Origin of the sequence: Desulfovibrio sp. JC022, from assembly GCF_010470665.1 — a bacterium.
Taxonomy (GTDB): Bacteria; Desulfobacterota; Desulfovibrionia; order Desulfovibrionales; family Desulfovibrionaceae; genus Maridesulfovibrio.
In genome coordinates this window covers 273552-290447 of the sequence record NZ_VOPZ01000002.1, presented here as the reverse complement: position 1 = coordinate 290447, position 16896 = coordinate 273552, and the positions used below count along the sequence as shown (strand labels likewise).

Below are 16896 nucleotides of genomic sequence, written 5' to 3'. Positions count from 1 at the left end.
ACTTTTCTACAGTCTACATTGATTTTTCGATAGCTTCGGCCCGCTCAATCATTCTGGCGGCTATGCTGCTGAGGACTTCACTTCCGGCAGCAACAGCTTTCAGTTTTTTTTCATCATTATGAACCCTTCTGAATACCCATTGAGCGATATAAAAAGAATCGTCCGGCTTATCGCAAGCCCCGGCACAGTATGATTTGATCTTTTGAGTTATGCCGGTCTTAATCTTTTCCCTGATTGTGATAGCGTCTTTTAAGATTTTACCGGAGTGGGCGGCTTTGTTTCGTGTTGATTCTGATTTGGAATTGCGGGAATTATCCAAATCGAGTTGGAAAATTCCATTAGCGGAGTCAACACGTTTTTCCGCTTTGATATAACTGTCCAGAGCCTGCATGAGGTCCGGGTTGTCTGCCACGGCTTTCAGCACGGCTGCAACATGTTTAAGAGGAATGCTGCTTGAACGAAACATTTCCGCCCGCTGCGTTTTAGTCAGTTCGCGGGTGGAGAAGCTGTCGCCTTCCGTAAATTTCCTTTCAGCAAAAATTCCTTTTTCTTCAATGAGGTCAAGCAGCGGTCCGGTGTCTGATTTTGACAGGGCATCCAGATTTCCGGTGGTGAGCAGGTATGACCAGATGGATTTGCGTGCTGTGACAATATTTTCCGCCTCCGGCATGAGTCCGCGCAGATTCAGGCCGAAGTGCATGTTGATTCCCTTGAACGAAGCGGAACTGAAATCTTGTTTGGCCCTGTAGGGGAGCGTGCCTGCCGGGTGATAGCTGTCTGCAATGTATTGCGCGAGATTATCAAGGAATACCTCGGTGATGATGGTTTCCTTGATTTTGTCTACAGCTTTTGCAACCGGGGTTTGCACCGTTTTGTTGGAAGGTTGTTCGGTTGTTTCGGTGGTCGCAATTTTATTATTGTTTGTTTTTATCTCAGTTTCAGCCTGTTTCTCTGATTCGGGTTTAATTGAATTTCCAGATCTGGCAACTTTACCGGATATGGGCATTTTCCCGCTGGAGCCGTTTTTGGTTACCCATGCCGGGGCGTCCACTTCAGTTCCGGTTATTTCACCCAGGTCTTTTTTCACATAGAAAAACAAGGCTGCTGCGGAAACAACGAAGACAACTCCAAAGATGAGTGCGGGAATTTTATATTTATTCATTGCGGCTCCAGATTGGTTACCAGTGACGGTTCCAGGCAAATTTAACGGTATTGGTCGGACAGCAGATACCGGATTCCGGTCTCATGGCCGCCAGATAGACTGCGCCTTTGGCTGCCTGCCGGGCTATGCGCCTGATTTTTGAGAAAAGCTCAAGTTGTTCGACCATTTCGGGTACCGGGATATTTCCAGTCCCTCCTGCGGAAAGCAACTTGGCTTTCAGGTCGTGATAAGCTGATAACATGTCATGTATCATGTTGTCGATTTTACAGAATTCCTCGGAACATGGATTTTCTGCAACATTCAAGACACCGATGCAGGAGTTTTGGAAGACGGTAACCATGTCAGAGTCCGGGCCGAGAAGTTCAAGAGCCGGCTTGATTCCCTTTGTTTCTAAAGACGCACAAAGAGCTCCGGCAGTGCGGAAATATTGCAGTACGCGCAGGGCTGTTGCTACCTGCTGGCCTTGCTGTTCGGTCAGCGGGCGTGATTGCAGTCTGGCGCAAAAGGAACGTGCTGCCTCGATGAGGCTGTCCTGCGCTTCTTTGTCCGCCGGAAGTGCCCCGTAGCTGAAGTTTGAGTTCAGCCCTTTCCGAACTATTCTCCGTGTGAGTTGCCCTATTCGTTCCATTTCAAGATTCAGGGCGTCAAGGGCGAGGGTAGGAGTGCCGATGACATTGTTGTCCAGATATTTGGGGCGACCCCGTTCATCGCCAAGTGATGCGAATCTTTTCTCAATAAAGGAAACAAGCTTTCCGGTGAAGGGCCAGAGTATCAGCACTCCCATAAAGTTGAATGCGGTGTGAAACAGGGCCAGAACAACGGCCGGTTCATGGGTCAGATGAAGTAGATCCATGCAGAAAAGAATGGATTTTATGAGTACCGGGAGCATTATCAGGGCCGCAAGGGCTGTGATAATATTAAAGATGATGTGTCCGGTGGCAACTTTTTTGGCATTAATGGTCGCACCGATAACTGAGAGAGCGGCTGTGGAAGTTGTGCCGATATTAGTGCCGATAACCGCAGCAGCACCTTGATTGAGGTCCATCAGCCCGCTGACAGTTGCAGTGAGTACAAGGGCCATGGCCGCACTGGAGCTTTGCATGAGCAGGGTCAGCATCAGGCCGATACCGATGAAAATGGGAATGGACAGCGTGCCCATGGTGGCGACTGAGGAAAGGTCAATGGACGATTCAATGCCTTTGAAAGCCATCTGCAAGGTGGAGATACCCATGAGGAAAAGGCCGAACCCCGCAAAGGCATCTCCGAAAAATGCGCGTCGTGAAGTTTGCCCGCTTAAGCGCAGCAGTGCTCCAAGAGCGATGACCGGCAGGGCAAAAGCCTTCAGGTTAACGCTGAACCCAACAGCAGCAACAATCCAGCCGGTAACGGTGGTTCCGATATTACTGCCGTAGATAACGCCGATGGATTGCGAAAGCGTGATCAGTCCGGCATTTACAAAGCCGATGACTGCAACAGTCACCGCGCTTGAGGATTGCACCAGCGCAGTAATCAGGAATCCGGAAAAAAGGCCGCGGCCCGGACTTTTAGTCCATTCTCCGAGAATTTTTTTCAGTGATTTTCCGGCAGCCTGCTTCAGACCTGTGGTCATAAGCCGCATGCCGATCAAAAAAAGACCAAGCCCGCCGAAGAGATTTCCAAATAATGCTATATCCATATTAGACCATTCACTAGCTTGTTGAAATTAAGAGAGAAAATATGATTTGATAATCTCCTGTGCGGTGGGAAAAATCAAGGAAAAGGTTATGAGAATAACGTAAAAAAAGTCAGATTGTAACAAAAAATCCTCCCGAAACCTGAGCTTCGGGAGGATTTTTAAGATCTAATGCAATCAGGCCGTGATTATTCGGGCTTGATTTTAATGGCCATTTTGTTCATTGCTTCGATGATTTTGTCGCTGATATCAGCAGACTGGTCGTAGCTGATGGCGGATTCGGTGGACAGGATAGCGGAGTAGCCGTTGGCCTGACGGTAATCGTCAACCGCTTTGCTGAAGCCGCTCTGGAGAGCTTCTACTATGCGATTCTGTTCTGCTCCCATTTTGTTCTGGTATTCGCCGAGGGCTTCCTGAAACTTGCGGGTGTTTTCTTCGGTCTGGTTTCCGGCGAGGGTTTTCTGCATTTCAGTGAATTTTGCCTGAAATTCTTCGCTTGATTTTTTGAGGTATTCCATGCCTTCAGTTCCGGCTTTGCATTCTTTGAAAACCTTGTTGGTATCAACGAATCCGACCTTGGCACCAGAAGAAGCCTGCTGCTGACATCCAGCTACAAGAGCGGCCATGGCAATAATCAAAGCTAATTTCAGCATGTTTTTAAACATTCAAATCTCCGTTAGTTAAAATTTATTTTCATTTAGAGTTATTCGGTATAAACTCGGAAAGGTGTCATGTAAAATAAAAAAAACATTAGAAGTAAATTAGACGGAGTTGAAATTAAAATTTTGTACATTTCCGAAAATTATGTTAGAAATATTTTCGAAAGTGAACATTGAGTAGCGGTGGATTCGTATTTTACCAATCAATTGGGGACAGTAAAATTTTTACCCAAATAAAATATTGAGGACAAGATCATGAGAACCAAAGTTGTTGCCACTCTCGGCCCCGGCTCAAGCAATGTGGAAACCATTACCAAGATGGTCCAGAACGGTGTCAGAATTCTTCGCCTGAACTTTTCACACTCTGACGCAGAGAGTTTTAAGCCCGTCATTGCTATGATTCGTCAGGTTGAGAATGACCTTTCCACTCCTCTGACCATCATGGGCGACCTGTGCGGACCTAAGATCAGGGTCGGTGTTATTGAAGATGCTCCCCACGATATTGAGTCCCGTGCTTATGTTTATCTTGGGCTTCCGGAAGTAGCTGATAAGGCCAAAGATCTTCCCTTTATTCCTCTTGATCAGCCGGAATTGTTGCAGGGGCTTGAAGATGGTATGGAAGTTTCTCTCAGCGATGGCATGCTTCAGTTTTTCGTTACCGAAACTATTGAAAAGGATAAACTTTACAAACTTCAGGCTCAGAATGCCGGACTTCTTGCCTCCAAAAAGGGTATCACATTTCCCGGCAAGCACATTGCGCTCCCCGCTTTTACTGAAAAGGATAAAGTTGATCTGGCAGGATGCATTGAAATCGGTGTTGATTCCATTGCCATGTCGTTTGTGCAGACCGCGCAAGACGTTGAAGATGTGCTGGCGGCAATGAATCAGCATGGTGTCATGCTGCCTATCATCGCTAAGATCGAACGTCAGAATGCTGTTGAGAATATTGAGTCCATTCTGGAAGTTGCCAGCGGTATCATGGTTGCTCGTGGTGACCTGGGTCTTGAGTGCAAGCTTTCTACTGTTCCTGTGATTCAGAAGAAGCTCATCCGCGCTGCCCGCCATGCCCAGAAGCCGGTCATCGTTGCAACTCAGATGATGCTTTCCATGGTCAAAAACCCCATCCCCACCCGTGCGGAAGCGAATGACGTTGCTAACGCAATTATGGATGGTGCTGATTGCTGTATGCTTTCAGAGGAAACCGCCATCGGCGCGTATCCCGTGGAAGCTGTTGGTTATATCAAGGAAATTGCGGAAGGAACTGAACCTTATTATCTTTTGCGTGCTAAGGGACCTTTCAAGCCTGCGGAAGAGGCTGTTCCGAATCCTGTAAAATATTTGAGCTACTCCGCATGTCTGCTGGCAAAGAATATTGATAGCCCGGCAATTATTTGCCACTCTTCAAGTGGTTCCTCTGCAAGGCTCGTGTGCAGTCGTAGACCGGAGCAGCCTGTTTACTGCCTGACTCCGGATAAAAGTGTTCCTGCGTACCTTAACTTTTTCTGGGGTATAACTCCCATTGTGACCGAATCCAAGCTCACTAATCACAGAGATCGCCTTGTGGAGTTTCTTGAAGCAAATGATGAATTTGCTCAGGGCGAAGGTTTTGTCCTTGTTTCCGGACAGCCCACTCCCGGACAGACCATGCCTAAAACCAATGAAGTTAAGCTTTACTACAAGTAGTCTTAACAGCTTATAGCAGTCAAAAGCTCCCGATACCGCATGGTGTCGGGAGCTTTTTTTATCCTTTGATTTTATCTTTGATCAGTCCGTAAAAAGAATTTGAGTCTGATTGGAATCGCCAGCCGAGGTGAGTCATGCAGCGTGAGCACATGGCTATCTTCCATGTACATCCTGCAAACCAAGTGAATTCACTGGAAGAGTTGCCAGCTGTAATGCAGCCTGTGGCGGCTGAAAAGCACCTGAGCTGAAAGACGTATCCGTGAGGGTTGAAAAAAGCGTGCTCGTGGCTGTTATTGATTTTTGTTGAAAATGAATTGTTTGTAATCTCGAATCCGCACTCCCGGCAGGTGATAGATTTTTTTTCAGATTCATGTAGCTCGTTTTCATCTTCAACTTCACAGCCTGACCCAGGGCCGGGAGGTGTTGATTTCAGAAAAGAGCAGGGGAGTGGGGTGTAGATTCTTTGCATGACTCTATTATAGCCCGTAGATATGGGAAGCGCAAAGAAAAGTGTAGATAAAGAAAAAGGCTGCTTTCAAATGAAAGCAGCCTTTGAGCTATCTGGCTCCCCGGGAGGGACTTGAACCCCCAACCTAGTGATTAACAGTCACCCGCTCTGCCGATTGAGCCACCGAGGAATAGTTGGTGTTGAAGAGTTTCCCCCTGCAACGAAGATTGGTTTTACGGATTTGGTTTAAAATTGTCAAACATTATCTTTAAATTAATTCATTTTTTTTGAGTTTATGTGAAGTGACCGTGGAATGTTTTTGGGTGCGAGTTTTTTCAGTAGAAAGTTGGTCCTGTTGAAGTATGCATGTTCTTTTTTGAGAGAAAAGAATTGCAAAAATATCATGTGGTTCTGATTCTAAGATAGCAAATAAAAAAAGGCTGCTTTCAAATGAAAGCAGCCTTTGAGCTATCTGGCTCCCCGGGAGGGACTTGAACCCCCAACCTAGTGATTAACAGTCACCCGCTCTGCCGATTGAGCCACCGAGGAATAGTTGGTGTTGAGGAGTTTCCCCCTGCAACGAAGACAGGTTCTACGGATATGTTTCGGGTATGTCAAATGTTATCTTCAATTTAATTTAAATTTTCTTTAGACTTTCTATTAATCGTTTGAGTTCGGTTGGTGGGGGGTGCTTTTCTTCGAAACAGCGCAGCTGTTTTTTGCGGAAAGTGAAACAGGTTTTCTTGGCCGGGCTTTTTCAGGCTATATATATTTAATGTAGGGGAGAGATTTTAATAGGGTTTTGTTTGTGTTGAAGGTTAAGGCAGATGCTTGAAATAAAAGAAAAAGGCTACTTTCAAATGAAAGTAGCCTTTGAGCTATCTGGCTCCCCGGGAGGGACTTGAACCCCCAACCTAGTGATTAACAGTCACCCGCTCTGCCGATTGAGCCACCGAGGAATAATTGGTGTTGAGGAGTTTCCCCCTGCAACGAAGATGGGTTTTACGGATTTGATGCTCGGTTGTCAAATACTTTTTTAAAAAAATATTTGTGCGCGAAAGTGAACTATAAAAGATGTACTTTCTTGACGACAAAGGGTAATTAGCTTAGGCAATCAACGGATCTTGTATTTATCTAGACTTTATTCGGTTACGGAGAATTAATAACTTGAGCGGCAAGAAGAAAAAGCAAATCAAGCTGGCAACCAAATCAGAGCATGTGCAGTCATTTATGCCCATGCTTGAGGCTCTGCAAGCTCAGAACGAACTCAATCAGGTTCTGAAGAATCGTGTGGAAAAGGCCTGTGCCCTTCTCGACGAAGGCATTCAGCTTTATCCCAACGACTTCAATAAAGATACAGAAGTCTCAGATATCTGGGGCAATTATGACGAACTCGGAGGAGAGGAGCTGGAAGCTCTGGGCAAGAAATTCAAGCTTGCCGGCAGAGTTATCACTCACAGATCCTTTGGTAAGGTCGCATTCTTTCATCTTCAGGATCCGACAGGCAGGATTCAGGTGTACGCAGCGAGGGATGACCTCGGTGCCGACCTGTACAAAATTTTTAAGAAATTCGATATCGGCGACATTGTCGGCGTTGAAGGCACACTCTTCAGGACCAAAACTGATGAACTGACCGTCAAAGCTGAAAAGGTAGACCTGATTACCAAATCCATGCGTCCGCTTCCTGAGAAGTATCACGGGCTCAAGGATGTGGAGACCAGGTACCGCCAGCGTTATGTCGACCTTATTGTAACCCCCCGTGCGCGCGAGATTTTCCAGAAGCGTACCCTCATTGTAAGGGCTATTCGCAATTTTCTGGATGCCAAGGGCTTCATGGAAGTGGAAACTCCCATGCTGCATCCCATTGCCGGCGGCGCGGCGGCAAGACCTTTTACAACCCATCACAATGCTCTTGATATGGAACTCTACATGCGCATCGCGCCGGAGCTTTACCTCAAGCGTTTGCTGGTCGGTGGATTTGAGAAGGTTTACGAAATCAACCGTAACTTCCGTAACGAAGGTATCTCCGTGCGGCATAACCCCGAATTCACTATGCTTGAATTCTACTGGGCTTATGCCGATTTTGAAGACCTGATGGACCTGTCTGAAGAGATGGTTTCGACCGTCTGTAAGGAGGTAAACGGTGATACTGTCATTGAGTATCAGGAAGAAAAGATCGATCTGACTCCGGGGGCGTGGCATCGCGTAGCTTTCCACGAATCCCTTGAAACAATCGGTGGTGTTTCTCCTGAAGTATACAATGACTACGATAAGTGTAAGGAGTTGGTTAAGAAACTGGGCGAAAAAGCTGTTGAGGGTGAAAAACTCGGCAAGCTTCAGGCCAAGCTTTTTGACGCGCTGGTTGAGCCCAAGCTGATTCAGCCTCACTTTATTTATCATTATCCGACTGACATTTCTCCCCTTTCCAGAAGAAATGAAGAGAATCCCGATATTACCGACCGTTTCGAACTGTTTGTTTTTGGTCGTGAACTGGCTAACGCCTTTTCCGAGCTTAACGATCCCGTTGACCAGCGTTGCAGGTTTATGGAGCAGGTTGAGGAAAAGGATGCCGGTGATGACGAGGCGCACAATATGGACGAGGACTATGTCCGCGCCCTTGAATACGGTATGCCTCCGGCAGCAGGATTAGGTATCGGTATTGACCGTCTGGTCATGCTTTTGACCGACAGTCCTTCCATCAGGGAAGTTATCCTGTTTCCGCTTCTAAGAACCGAAGGTGCTTCCGGCAATGGTGGCTCATGAAGTTTGAACTCTTCGTCGCACTGAGATATCTCTTTAATCTGAGAAAGAATAATTTCATCTCAGTTATATCTCTCTTTGCCGTGTGCGGCGTTGCTTTGGGCGTAGCAGCCCTGATTGTGGTGATAGGGGTCATGAACGGTTTTTCAACCGACCTGCGGGATAAGATTCTCGGAGTTAATGCCCACGTCATCGTGACCGCTTATGATGGCACGCTTGAAAACTACCACCACATGACCGATAGAATAGAGAAGATTTCGGGCGTTACCGGTGTAACGCCCTTTATCTATTCTGAGGTCATGCTTTCCAGTGGCGGCGGAGTGAAAGGCGTTGTCTTGAGAGGGGTAGATGCTGATACCGCAAAAGGTGTACTCAGTCTGCCTGGAGACATGGTTTCAGGTAATGTTGACTGTCTTGCAAAAGAGAGTAAACTGCCTGAAATAGTTATAGGAAATCAGCTTGCTAAGCGTCTTGGTCTTGTGGTCGGAGATACTGTCAATCTGCTTTCCCCGTCTGGTACCCGCACTGCTGCCGGATTTACCCCGAAAGTCCGGGTGTTTAAGGTTGGTGGAATTTTTCGTACCGGTATGTACGAATATGATTCCTCACTGGCTTACATAAGCAATACGGCAGCTCAGAAACTGCTCGGCTTCAAGCGGGATTTTGTATCCGGTCTTGAAATTCGTCTCGCGGACGTATATGCAGTTGATAAGATAGGTGAAGTTCTGGATAAAGAGCTTGCCGGATACCCGGTGCAAATCAGGAACTGGCAGGAAATGAATGCCAATCTCTTTGCTGCTCTTAAGCTTGAAAAGACCGCCATGTTCATCATTCTGGCAATGATCGTCATGGTCGGATCGTTCAGTATTATCACTACCTTGGTTATGCTGGTTATGCAGAAAACCAAGGATATCGCTGTGTTGATGTCTATGGGGGCTACTTCCGGAAGCATCAAACGAATTTTTATGTTGCAGGGGACTTTGATCGGATTGATTGGAACCACCATCGGCTACCTTATAGGCATTCCGGTGGCTCTTCTGCTTAAGAAGTACCAGTTCATCAAGTTGCCCAGCAATGTTTATCCGGTGGACTACCTGCCTATTCGGATGGATTGGATGGATTTGACAATTATCGGTGTTGCGGCGTTTTTGCTTTGTTTTCTGGCTACTTTGTATCCGGCAAAACAGGCGGCTGCCCTGGAACCGGCACAGGCTTTAAGGTATGAGTAATTTGCTTTACGAACTTACCGACATCGTAAAAGAATACGAGGGACCGAACGAGACTGTGCGGATTCTGGATCATATCGACCTTACGGTTGATGCCGGAGAATCCCTTGCTATTCTCGGTGCGTCCGGATCGGGTAAGACAACACTGCTGCATATTCTCGGCACCTTGGATACTGTTTCCAGTGGAAATATCCATTTTGCGGGAATGAATATTAATGATATGACACCTGAAAAGCGGGCCGAAGTGAGGAATAGGGGAATCGGTTTTGTTTTTCAGTTTCATCACCTTCTTCCGGAGTTTACCACTCTGGAGAATGTCGCTCTTCCTGCCATGATGGCAGGCATAGGTCAGGGTGAAGCCTCTGACATGGCCCGTGAAGCCCTTGAGCTGGTAGGGTTGCAGAACAGGATTGAACACAGGGTCACAACCCTGTCCGGTGGGGAAAGGCAGAGAGCCGCCATAGCGCGTGCGATCCTGCTTAAGCCCAAGGTCCTGCTTGCTGATGAACCTACCGGTAACTTGGATGAGAAGACAGGGATGATGGTCGGTGAAATGCTGGCCACCCTTAATGAAGAGCTTGGAATGACGCTCATTGTTGTGACCCATAACATGGATTTAGCCGGGGTTATGAAACGCCGGCTTGAGTTGCGTTCCGGAGAACTGTATGCCCAGAACTAGAATTCTGCTTTTACTGATTGCGGCAACTCTTGCGTTTCTGATTAATTTCGGAGCAGGCAAGGCTCAGGCAGAAGATGCCTCAGGTATTATTCTTGCCGTACTTCCTTTTGAAGTTAATGCTGATGCTGACACACAATATCTCAAAGACAGTTTACCTACTCTTCTTTCCGACAGATTGCGCGAGGCGGGATTCCGCGTTGTTGATCAGAAAAAGGTTATGGGACTTGTCAGTGAGCAAGGATACGATTTTTTAAACATTCAGGCTGCTAAAGATATGGCTTTGCTGTCCGGAGCCGGATATTCCGTCTACGGCAGTTTCAGTCAGATCGGTGAAGATTTAAGCCTTGATGTCCGTCTTGTGGAAGCGTTTGGCATGAAGCCTGCGGTTCCTCTTTTTGTTTCCAAAAAAGGATTGATTAACCTTCTGCCGGCTGTTGATGAGCTTGTTTCCAAGATGAAGCTGGAGCTGCTCAGTCAGGATAAGATTGCGGACGTTGAAGTCCGTGGATGCAGGGTTCTTGATAAAGACGTTATCCTGATGCGTACCAACATCAAGACCGGCGACCTTTATACTCCTTCCAAAATCAACGCGGATCTCAAAAATATTTACGCTCTCGGTTATTTTGATGATGTGAAAGTCAAAATTACCGATGTTCCCGGTGGCAAGAAAATCATTTTTGACGTCAAGGAAAGGCCGCGTATTCAGGCTATTTCCGTCAAAGGTGAAGATGCGCTTGATTCCGATGATATCCTGGCGGCGGTTAATACCAAGAAAGGCGCGGTAATGAACCCCAAAGTTCTTTCCGACGACCTAAATACCCTGCGCGAGATGTACCGCAAGGAAGGGTATTACAACGCCAAGATTGATTACAACATTGAGGGTGAAGGCGCACAGGCGCGTTTGAATCTTAATATTAATGAAGGCAAAAAGCTTTATATTGAAGGTATTAAGATTGAAGGTGCCAAGAAGCTTGATCCTGATGAAGTGAAGGAACAGCTTGCTCTTACTGAGAGGGGGTGGCTCTCCTGGTTCACAAAAACCGGTGTACTTAAGGAAGAACTGCTGGAGCGCGATGCCGCGGCAATACTTGCTTACTACGGTAACCGTGGATTTATCGACGCGAAAGTCGGTGAGCCTGAGCTGGACATCCAAGAAGACGGTATCTACGTGACCTTTAAGGTTTCGGAAGGAGACCGTTACAAGGTCGGGAAGGTCACCTTGCGTGGCGATCTTATCGTCAAGAAAGCCAGACTGCGTGAGCTTATCAGTGCTGATGATATGTCTGACGGCGGTGAATACCTCGACCGTTCCCTCCTGCGTGAAGACATGAGGGCTATTTCCGATTTTTACTCCAACTACGGATATGCATACGCTGACGCAAACATTAAGTTTGATCAGCACAAGGAAGATAAGACCGTTGATATTACTTTCATTGTCTCCAAAAGGCAGAAAGTACATATCCGCAGGGTCATTATCGAGGGTAACTCCAAAACCAGAAACAACGTTATTCTGCGTGAAATGCGTCTGGCTGACGGTGACCAGTTCAGCGGTTCCAAGTTGCAGCGTTCAATTGTCCGTTTGAACAAACTTGACTACTTCAGTGAAGTTGATATCGAACCGGTTCCCACCGGGGACCCCGGCGAAATGGACTTGAAGGTCAAAGTTAAGGATAAGAATACCGGTATGGTCAGTGGTGGTATCGGTTACTCCACTTCCGACAGTGTTTTTGTTTCCGCAAAGATTACCGAGCGCAACCTGTTCGGTCGCGGTATGGAGTTCTCCCTGAATGGTGGCTGGAGTTCCAAGACCATCAGTTACGGTTTGAGCTTCTATAACCCCCGCATTAACGATACCCTCTGGGGTGGAGGTTTTAATACCTACTGGCGTAACGATGACTACACCGATTATGATAAACAGACCATCGGTGGCGTTGTTTCAGCCGGTTATCCCCTTGGTGAGTACACTCACTTTTACACCAATTACCGCTTGGATTTTTACACCATCTCTGAAGTTGCCGACAATGCGGCGCAGTCAATTAAAGATATTGAGGGTGACAACTGGTCCAGTGTAATCACTGCCGGTGTAAAACGTGATACCACTAACAAGGCTTTTAACCCCTCCTCCGGTACTGTTAATAACCTTGTTGTTGAAATGGGCGGCGGCGTCCTCATGGGTGATGACTCTTACGTGAAGTACACCTATGACTCCAACTACTTCACCCCGGTCTTCTGGGACCTGGTTTTCCATTGGAAGGGTAGTGCCGGTTTCATTCATGATAACTTCGGCGGCGGCGATATCCCGGTGTTTGAAAGATTCTACCTTGGTGGCATCAACAACGTCCGCGGTTATGACAGCCGTGAGATTTCACCACGTGACAGTACCTCAAATGACCGTATCGGTGGTAACAAGATGTTCTACATGAACTTTGAACTCCTGTTCCCCATCAACGAAGAACTCGGCCTCGTAGGTGTCGGTTTCTTTGACATCGGTAACTCTTGGGATGACGGTCAGAGCTTTTTCTACGATACCAAGCAGGAAAACGGCGATTCCCTTTTCCTCGGCATGTACAAAAGTATCGGTGCCGGTCTGCGCTGGTTCTCCCCCATGGGACCGATCAGGGTCGAATACGGTTACGGTCTTGATAAGCTTGAAGACAGTTCGAGACATAAGATTGAGTTCTCTATGGGACAGTTCTTCTAGCAGAGTTTGACATATTAATGTAAATGAAGTGCATGCCGGAAAGGCATGCCTTTTCGGCTGATTATTAGATAGGAATTATAAGGAGTAATTTTAATGCGTAGAATTCTTTTTGCAGTACTGGTTCTGGTTTTTGCTTTTCAGGCACCGGCGTTTGCCGCTCCTCAGAAAATTGCAGTAGCCTCCATGGCTAAACTGATCAAAGATTCTGAGATCGGTCAGGATGCCCAGAAAAAAATGGAAAAGAAATTCGAAACTGCAAAGAAACAGATTGAAACCAAGCAGAAGGAACTGGAAGCCCTTAAGCAGGCTCTCCAGAAACAGAGTCTTGTACTCTCCCTTGAAGCTAAGCAGGACAAAGAGCTTGAATTCAAACGCAAGGTCAGGGATTTTCAGGACCTTACTCAGGCAACCCAGCGTAAAATGCAGCTTGAGCAGAAAAAAGTCGGGACTCCTGTTCTCGAACTTCTCCAGAAGATCGTAATTGAATACGGTAAAAAGAATGGTTATACCGCTATTTACGATAAGAAAACTTCCGGTTTTCTCTATGTTGACGAAACTATTGATATTACCAACCAGTTGCTTCTTGAAATGAACCGTGCTTTTAGAGCAGGCAAAAAGTAGGACCATATGCTTCTTTCAGAACTTGCAGGTCTTATAGGTCTTAAGATGGCGGGAAAGGATAAGGAAATTTCAGGAATTAATACGCTTGAACTAGCCGGTCCTTCCGAGCTTTCCTTTCTGGCCAACGCCAAGTACGAATCTGCACTCAAAAGCACAAAGGCCGCTGCCATAGTGCTTGAGGAGAAATATGCAGATCAGGTAGAGTCCGCGCTTATCAGTGAGAATCCATACATGGATCTTGCGAAAGCCATGCATGTTTTTTCACGTCCTCAAGGTTGTCTCGAAGGCATTCATGAACTGGCATTTATTCATCCTGACGCTGAAGTTGATGAGAGTGCTACAGTTTACCCCTTTGCTTTTGTGGGCAGGGGGGCCAAGGTCGGTCCTAACTGCAAGGTTTTTGCCGGGGTTTACATTGGTGAAGATGCCCAGCTCGGACCGGGATGCATCATCTATCCCAACTGCTCAATCATGGCCGGGACCGTTATCGGAACCGGGGGGATTGTTCAGCCCGGAGCGGTTCTCGGTGGCGATGGTTTCGGCTATGCGCAGGTTTCAGGTAAGCATATGAAAATTCCCCAGATCGGAACTGTTGAGCTTCAGGATCAGGTGGAAATCGGAGCCAATGCCTGTATAGACCGTGCAGCCCTTGATGTAACCAGAATTGGTGCCGGCTCAAAGATCGATAACCTAGTCCAGATCGCCCATAATGTGACCACCGGTGAAGACTGCCTCGTTATTTCGCAGTCCGGGGTTGCGGGCAGCACCAAGCTCGGTAAGGGTGTTGTTCTTGCTGCTCAGGCCGGACTGGTGGATAATATCAAGATCGGCGATGGTGCCATTATCGGTGCTCAGGCCGGGGTTACCAACGATGTCCCTGCCGGATTCATGGGCGCAGGATCTCCTCTTCTTGAAAAGGGGAATTTTTTAAGGTCCTCCATATATCATAGAAAATTGCCGGATATGGCAAAGAAGATGTCTGCGCTTGAAAAGCGTATCAAGGCATTGGAAGCAGAGTTAAGTAAGGAAGATTAAAGTGAGTAAAACCACTATAGATTATATTGATATCAAGGAAATTATGGGGATGCTTCCCCATCGTTACCCCTTTTTGCTTGTTGACCGGGTTGATGAAATCGAGCCGGGTAAGTCCATTAAGGCGTATAAAAACGTCACTATGAACGAACCTTTTTTTCAGGGGCATTTCCCCGGTCTTCCGGTCATGCCCGGAGTTTTGATCGTGGAAGCTCTTGCTCAGGCTGGCGGGATTATCGTTCTCAGTACCGATGACATTGACACTGAAGATAAGGTATTCCTGTTCACCGGAATTAATAAACTTAAATTCCGCAGACCTGTTGTTCCCGGAGATAAGCTTGTTCTGGAAGTCAACGAAGTTAGACGCAAGATGAATATCTGGAAAATGAAATGCGTCGCAACTGTTGATGGTGAAGTTGCTGCTCAGGGCGAAGTCTCTGCTGCAATTGTCGATAAGGGGGCCATATAGTGGCTACTGAAATTCATCCTTCTGCCATTGTTGATTCGAGTGCGCAGTTGGGAGAAAATGTTAAGATTGGTCCTTTCTGCATAATTGAAGGGAACACCATTATCGGTGATAATTGCACTCTTGACGCGAATGTTCAGATCAAGTCATTCACCCGTATGGGAGAGGGCAACTCTCTTGACAGTGGAGTAGTTCTAGGCGGCCTCCCTCAGCACCTCGGCTTTAAGGGGGAGGAAACTTGGGTAGAACTTGGTGATAATAATGTTCTGCGCGAGTATGTGACCATTCATCGTGCTACCGGTGTTGATATAGGTCGCGAAAGCACTGTTGTGGGTAGCAACTGCATGCTCATGGCTTATGCGCATATTGCTCATGATTGTGTCGTTGGAGACCATGTTATCATGGCCAATTCAGCCAACCTTGCCGGCCACATTGATGTCGGTAACTATGTTACAATCGGCGGTATGTCCGGGCTTCATCAGTTTGTGCGTATCGGTGACTATGCATTCATCGGTGCCATGTCCGGTTTTGGACAGGATGTTCCGCCGTACATGATCGCGACCGGTGTTCGCGGTGCGCTTCAGGGGCCTAACTCTATCGGATTGCGCAGGAATGGTTTTAAAGCCAAGGCCTGCAATTCTCTTAAAAAAGCGTATAAGCTTATCTTTCGGTCAGAGATTCCGCGCAAAGAAGCCTTGGAAGCAGCCGAGCAACAGTTTGCTGATATTCCTGAAGTTTTGAATTTAGTAGAATTTATCCGCACCAGCAAACGAGGAGTTACCTCTGCTGGGCATGGTTCTTCATAGAGATATGACTAATATTGAGACAATCGGTCTTATAGCCGGAGGGGGACAATTCCCCCTTCTGGTTGCAAAGGGAGCCGCAGCACAGGGTAATCGTGTTGTGGCTGTTTTTTTTAAGGGTCATTCAAGTTCCGAAGTCATCGAGTATGCTGATGAAACTGTTGAGCTTAAGCTCGGCCAGCTTTCAAAGCTGATTTCTTTTTTTAAAAAGAATGGGGTCAGTAAAGTCGTTATGGCCGGGACTATAAACAAGCCCAAGGCTCTTGATATCAGGCCTGACCTGCGTGCTGCCAAGCTGCTTTTTAAGCTGGCGACCAAGGGCGACGACGTTCTCCTGAGGGCAATTACCGGGGAATTTGAATCCGAAGGTATGGAAGTTGTCGGCCCCCATGAATATGCACCTGAATTGCTGACTCCCGTGGGATTCTTGACCAAGCGCAAACCCAATGAAGTGGAGCGCGCTGATCTTGTCTTCGGCTGGAAGATTGCCCGCGAACTGGGCAAGTTGGATATCGGTCAGTGTGTTGTTGTCCGTGAGGGTATTGTAGCCGCTGTGGAAGCCATTGAAGGTACTGATGCCGCAGTAAAACGCGGATGCAAACTGGGTGGCAAAGGCTGCTGCATTGTGAAGGTTTTTAAACCTGGTCAGGAAGGGCGGGTGGATATGCCTTCAATTGGCCTGAAGACCATCCAGGGCATGAAAGAGCTTGGTGCTACCTGCCTCGGCGTGGAAGCCGGGAAAAGTCTTTTTTTTGATCTTGATGAGTCGAAGCGTGTTGCAGATAAACACGGCATTACAATTGTAGGATTGAACCAAGAGTTGATCGATAAAGAGTTTTCTTAAGAATAATTGCAAGAATTGATGTTGTTTTAGAGCAGATGATTCGTTCTGGGAAACACAAAGAACTGTTTTTGAAGTGGGCTCCGCCACAGTTTAATGAATTTTTGTTAGAGATTACAAGGCTGTTTTTGAGGACGCCTTGA

At 47.0% G+C, this 16896-nt stretch carries 13 protein-coding genes and 3 tRNA genes; 10 read left to right on the top strand and 6 right to left on the bottom strand.

Annotation, left to right across the window (positions count from 1 at the left end):
• Positions 1-13: 13 nt before the first annotated feature.
• The 3 genes from FMS18_RS04370 to FMS18_RS04360 all read right to left on the bottom strand — a co-directional run bounded on the left by FMS18_RS04370 (position 14) and on the right by FMS18_RS04360 (position 3499).
• Positions 14-1162 carry a hypothetical protein gene (locus FMS18_RS04370; protein WP_163292531.1) on the bottom strand — a complete coding sequence of 383 codons (1149 nt, stop codon included), beginning with the start codon at positions 1160-1162 and terminating at the stop codon, positions 14-16.
• Positions 1163-1178: 16 nt separating this feature from the next.
• Positions 1179-2837 carry a Na/Pi cotransporter family protein gene (locus FMS18_RS04365; protein ID WP_163292530.1) on the bottom strand — a complete coding sequence of 553 codons (1659 nt, stop codon included), beginning with the start codon at positions 2835-2837 and terminating at the stop codon, positions 1179-1181.
• Positions 2838-3022: 185 nt separating this feature from the next.
• Complete coding sequence (locus FMS18_RS04360) at positions 3023-3499, bottom strand: OmpH family outer membrane protein (protein WP_163292529.1); 477 nt, start codon at positions 3497-3499, stop codon at positions 3023-3025.
• A 249-nt stretch (positions 3500-3748) separates the two neighbouring features.
• On the opposite strand from FMS18_RS04360, the gene pyk reads away from it, so the two are divergent.
• The gene (gene pyk / locus FMS18_RS04355; RefSeq protein ID WP_163292528.1) at positions 3749-5176 is read left to right on the top strand and encodes a pyruvate kinase; all 1428 of its coding nucleotides are present in this window, start codon (positions 3749-3751) and stop codon (positions 5174-5176) included.
• 562 nt (positions 5177-5738) lie between these two features.
• Here the strand turns inward: pyk and FMS18_RS04350 are convergent.
• The 3 genes from FMS18_RS04350 to FMS18_RS04340 all read right to left on the bottom strand — a co-directional run bounded on the left by FMS18_RS04350 (position 5739) and on the right by FMS18_RS04340 (position 6583).
• Positions 5739-5814: transfer RNA gene (locus FMS18_RS04350), tRNA-Asn, on the bottom strand.
• 283 nt (positions 5815-6097) lie between these two features.
• Positions 6098-6173: transfer RNA gene (locus FMS18_RS04345), tRNA-Asn, on the bottom strand.
• Between the two features lie 334 nt (positions 6174-6507).
• Positions 6508-6583 (bottom strand) — tRNA-Asn (locus FMS18_RS04340).
• 277 nt (positions 6584-6860) lie between these two features.
• Here FMS18_RS04340 and lysS point away from each other — a divergent pair.
• The 9 genes from lysS to FMS18_RS04295 all read left to right on the top strand — a co-directional run bounded on the left by lysS (position 6861) and on the right by FMS18_RS04295 (position 16756).
• On the top strand, positions 6861-8387 hold the full coding sequence (lysS, locus tag FMS18_RS04335) for a lysine--tRNA ligase (protein ID WP_203544531.1): 1527 nt from the start codon (positions 6861-6863) through the stop codon (positions 8385-8387).
• Positions 8384-9613, top strand: coding sequence for a lipoprotein-releasing ABC transporter permease subunit (locus tag FMS18_RS04330; protein WP_163292527.1), 1230 nt, complete (start codon positions 8384-8386; stop codon positions 9611-9613). Before lysS ends, FMS18_RS04330 begins: the two co-directional genes overlap by 4 nt.
• Positions 9606-10289 carry an ABC transporter ATP-binding protein gene (locus tag FMS18_RS04325; RefSeq protein ID WP_163292526.1) on the top strand — a complete coding sequence of 228 codons (684 nt, stop codon included), beginning with the start codon at positions 9606-9608 and terminating at the stop codon, positions 10287-10289. Before FMS18_RS04330 ends, FMS18_RS04325 begins: the two co-directional genes overlap by 8 nt.
• Positions 10276-12990, top strand: a complete 2715-nt coding sequence (gene bamA / locus FMS18_RS04320) for an outer membrane protein assembly factor BamA (protein WP_163292525.1) — start codon at positions 10276-10278, stop codon at positions 12988-12990. Before FMS18_RS04325 ends, bamA begins: the two co-directional genes overlap by 14 nt.
• A gap of 93 nt (positions 12991-13083) precedes the next feature.
• Positions 13084-13611: an OmpH family outer membrane protein gene (locus tag FMS18_RS04315; protein ID WP_163292524.1), complete on the top strand. Its 528-nt coding sequence runs from the start codon at positions 13084-13086 to the stop codon at positions 13609-13611.
• A 6-nt stretch (positions 13612-13617) separates the two neighbouring features.
• Positions 13618-14646 carry a UDP-3-O-(3-hydroxymyristoyl)glucosamine N-acyltransferase gene (gene lpxD, locus FMS18_RS04310; protein WP_163292523.1) on the top strand — a complete coding sequence of 343 codons (1029 nt, stop codon included), beginning with the start codon at positions 13618-13620 and terminating at the stop codon, positions 14644-14646.
• A 1-nt stretch (position 14647) separates the two neighbouring features.
• Positions 14648-15112: a 3-hydroxyacyl-ACP dehydratase FabZ gene (gene fabZ, locus FMS18_RS04305; RefSeq protein WP_163292522.1), complete on the top strand. Its 465-nt coding sequence runs from the start codon at positions 14648-14650 to the stop codon at positions 15110-15112.
• Complete coding sequence (gene lpxA / locus FMS18_RS04300; RefSeq protein ID WP_163292521.1) at positions 15112-15915, top strand: acyl-ACP--UDP-N-acetylglucosamine O-acyltransferase; 804 nt, start codon at positions 15112-15114, stop codon at positions 15913-15915. The genes fabZ and lpxA overlap by 1 nt, the downstream gene beginning before the upstream one ends.
• A 4-nt stretch (positions 15916-15919) precedes the next feature.
• Entirely contained in the window at positions 15920-16756 is an 837-nt protein-coding gene (locus FMS18_RS04295; RefSeq protein ID WP_163292699.1) for an LpxI family protein, read from the top strand.
• The last annotated feature ends 140 nt before the right edge of the window (positions 16757-16896 follow it).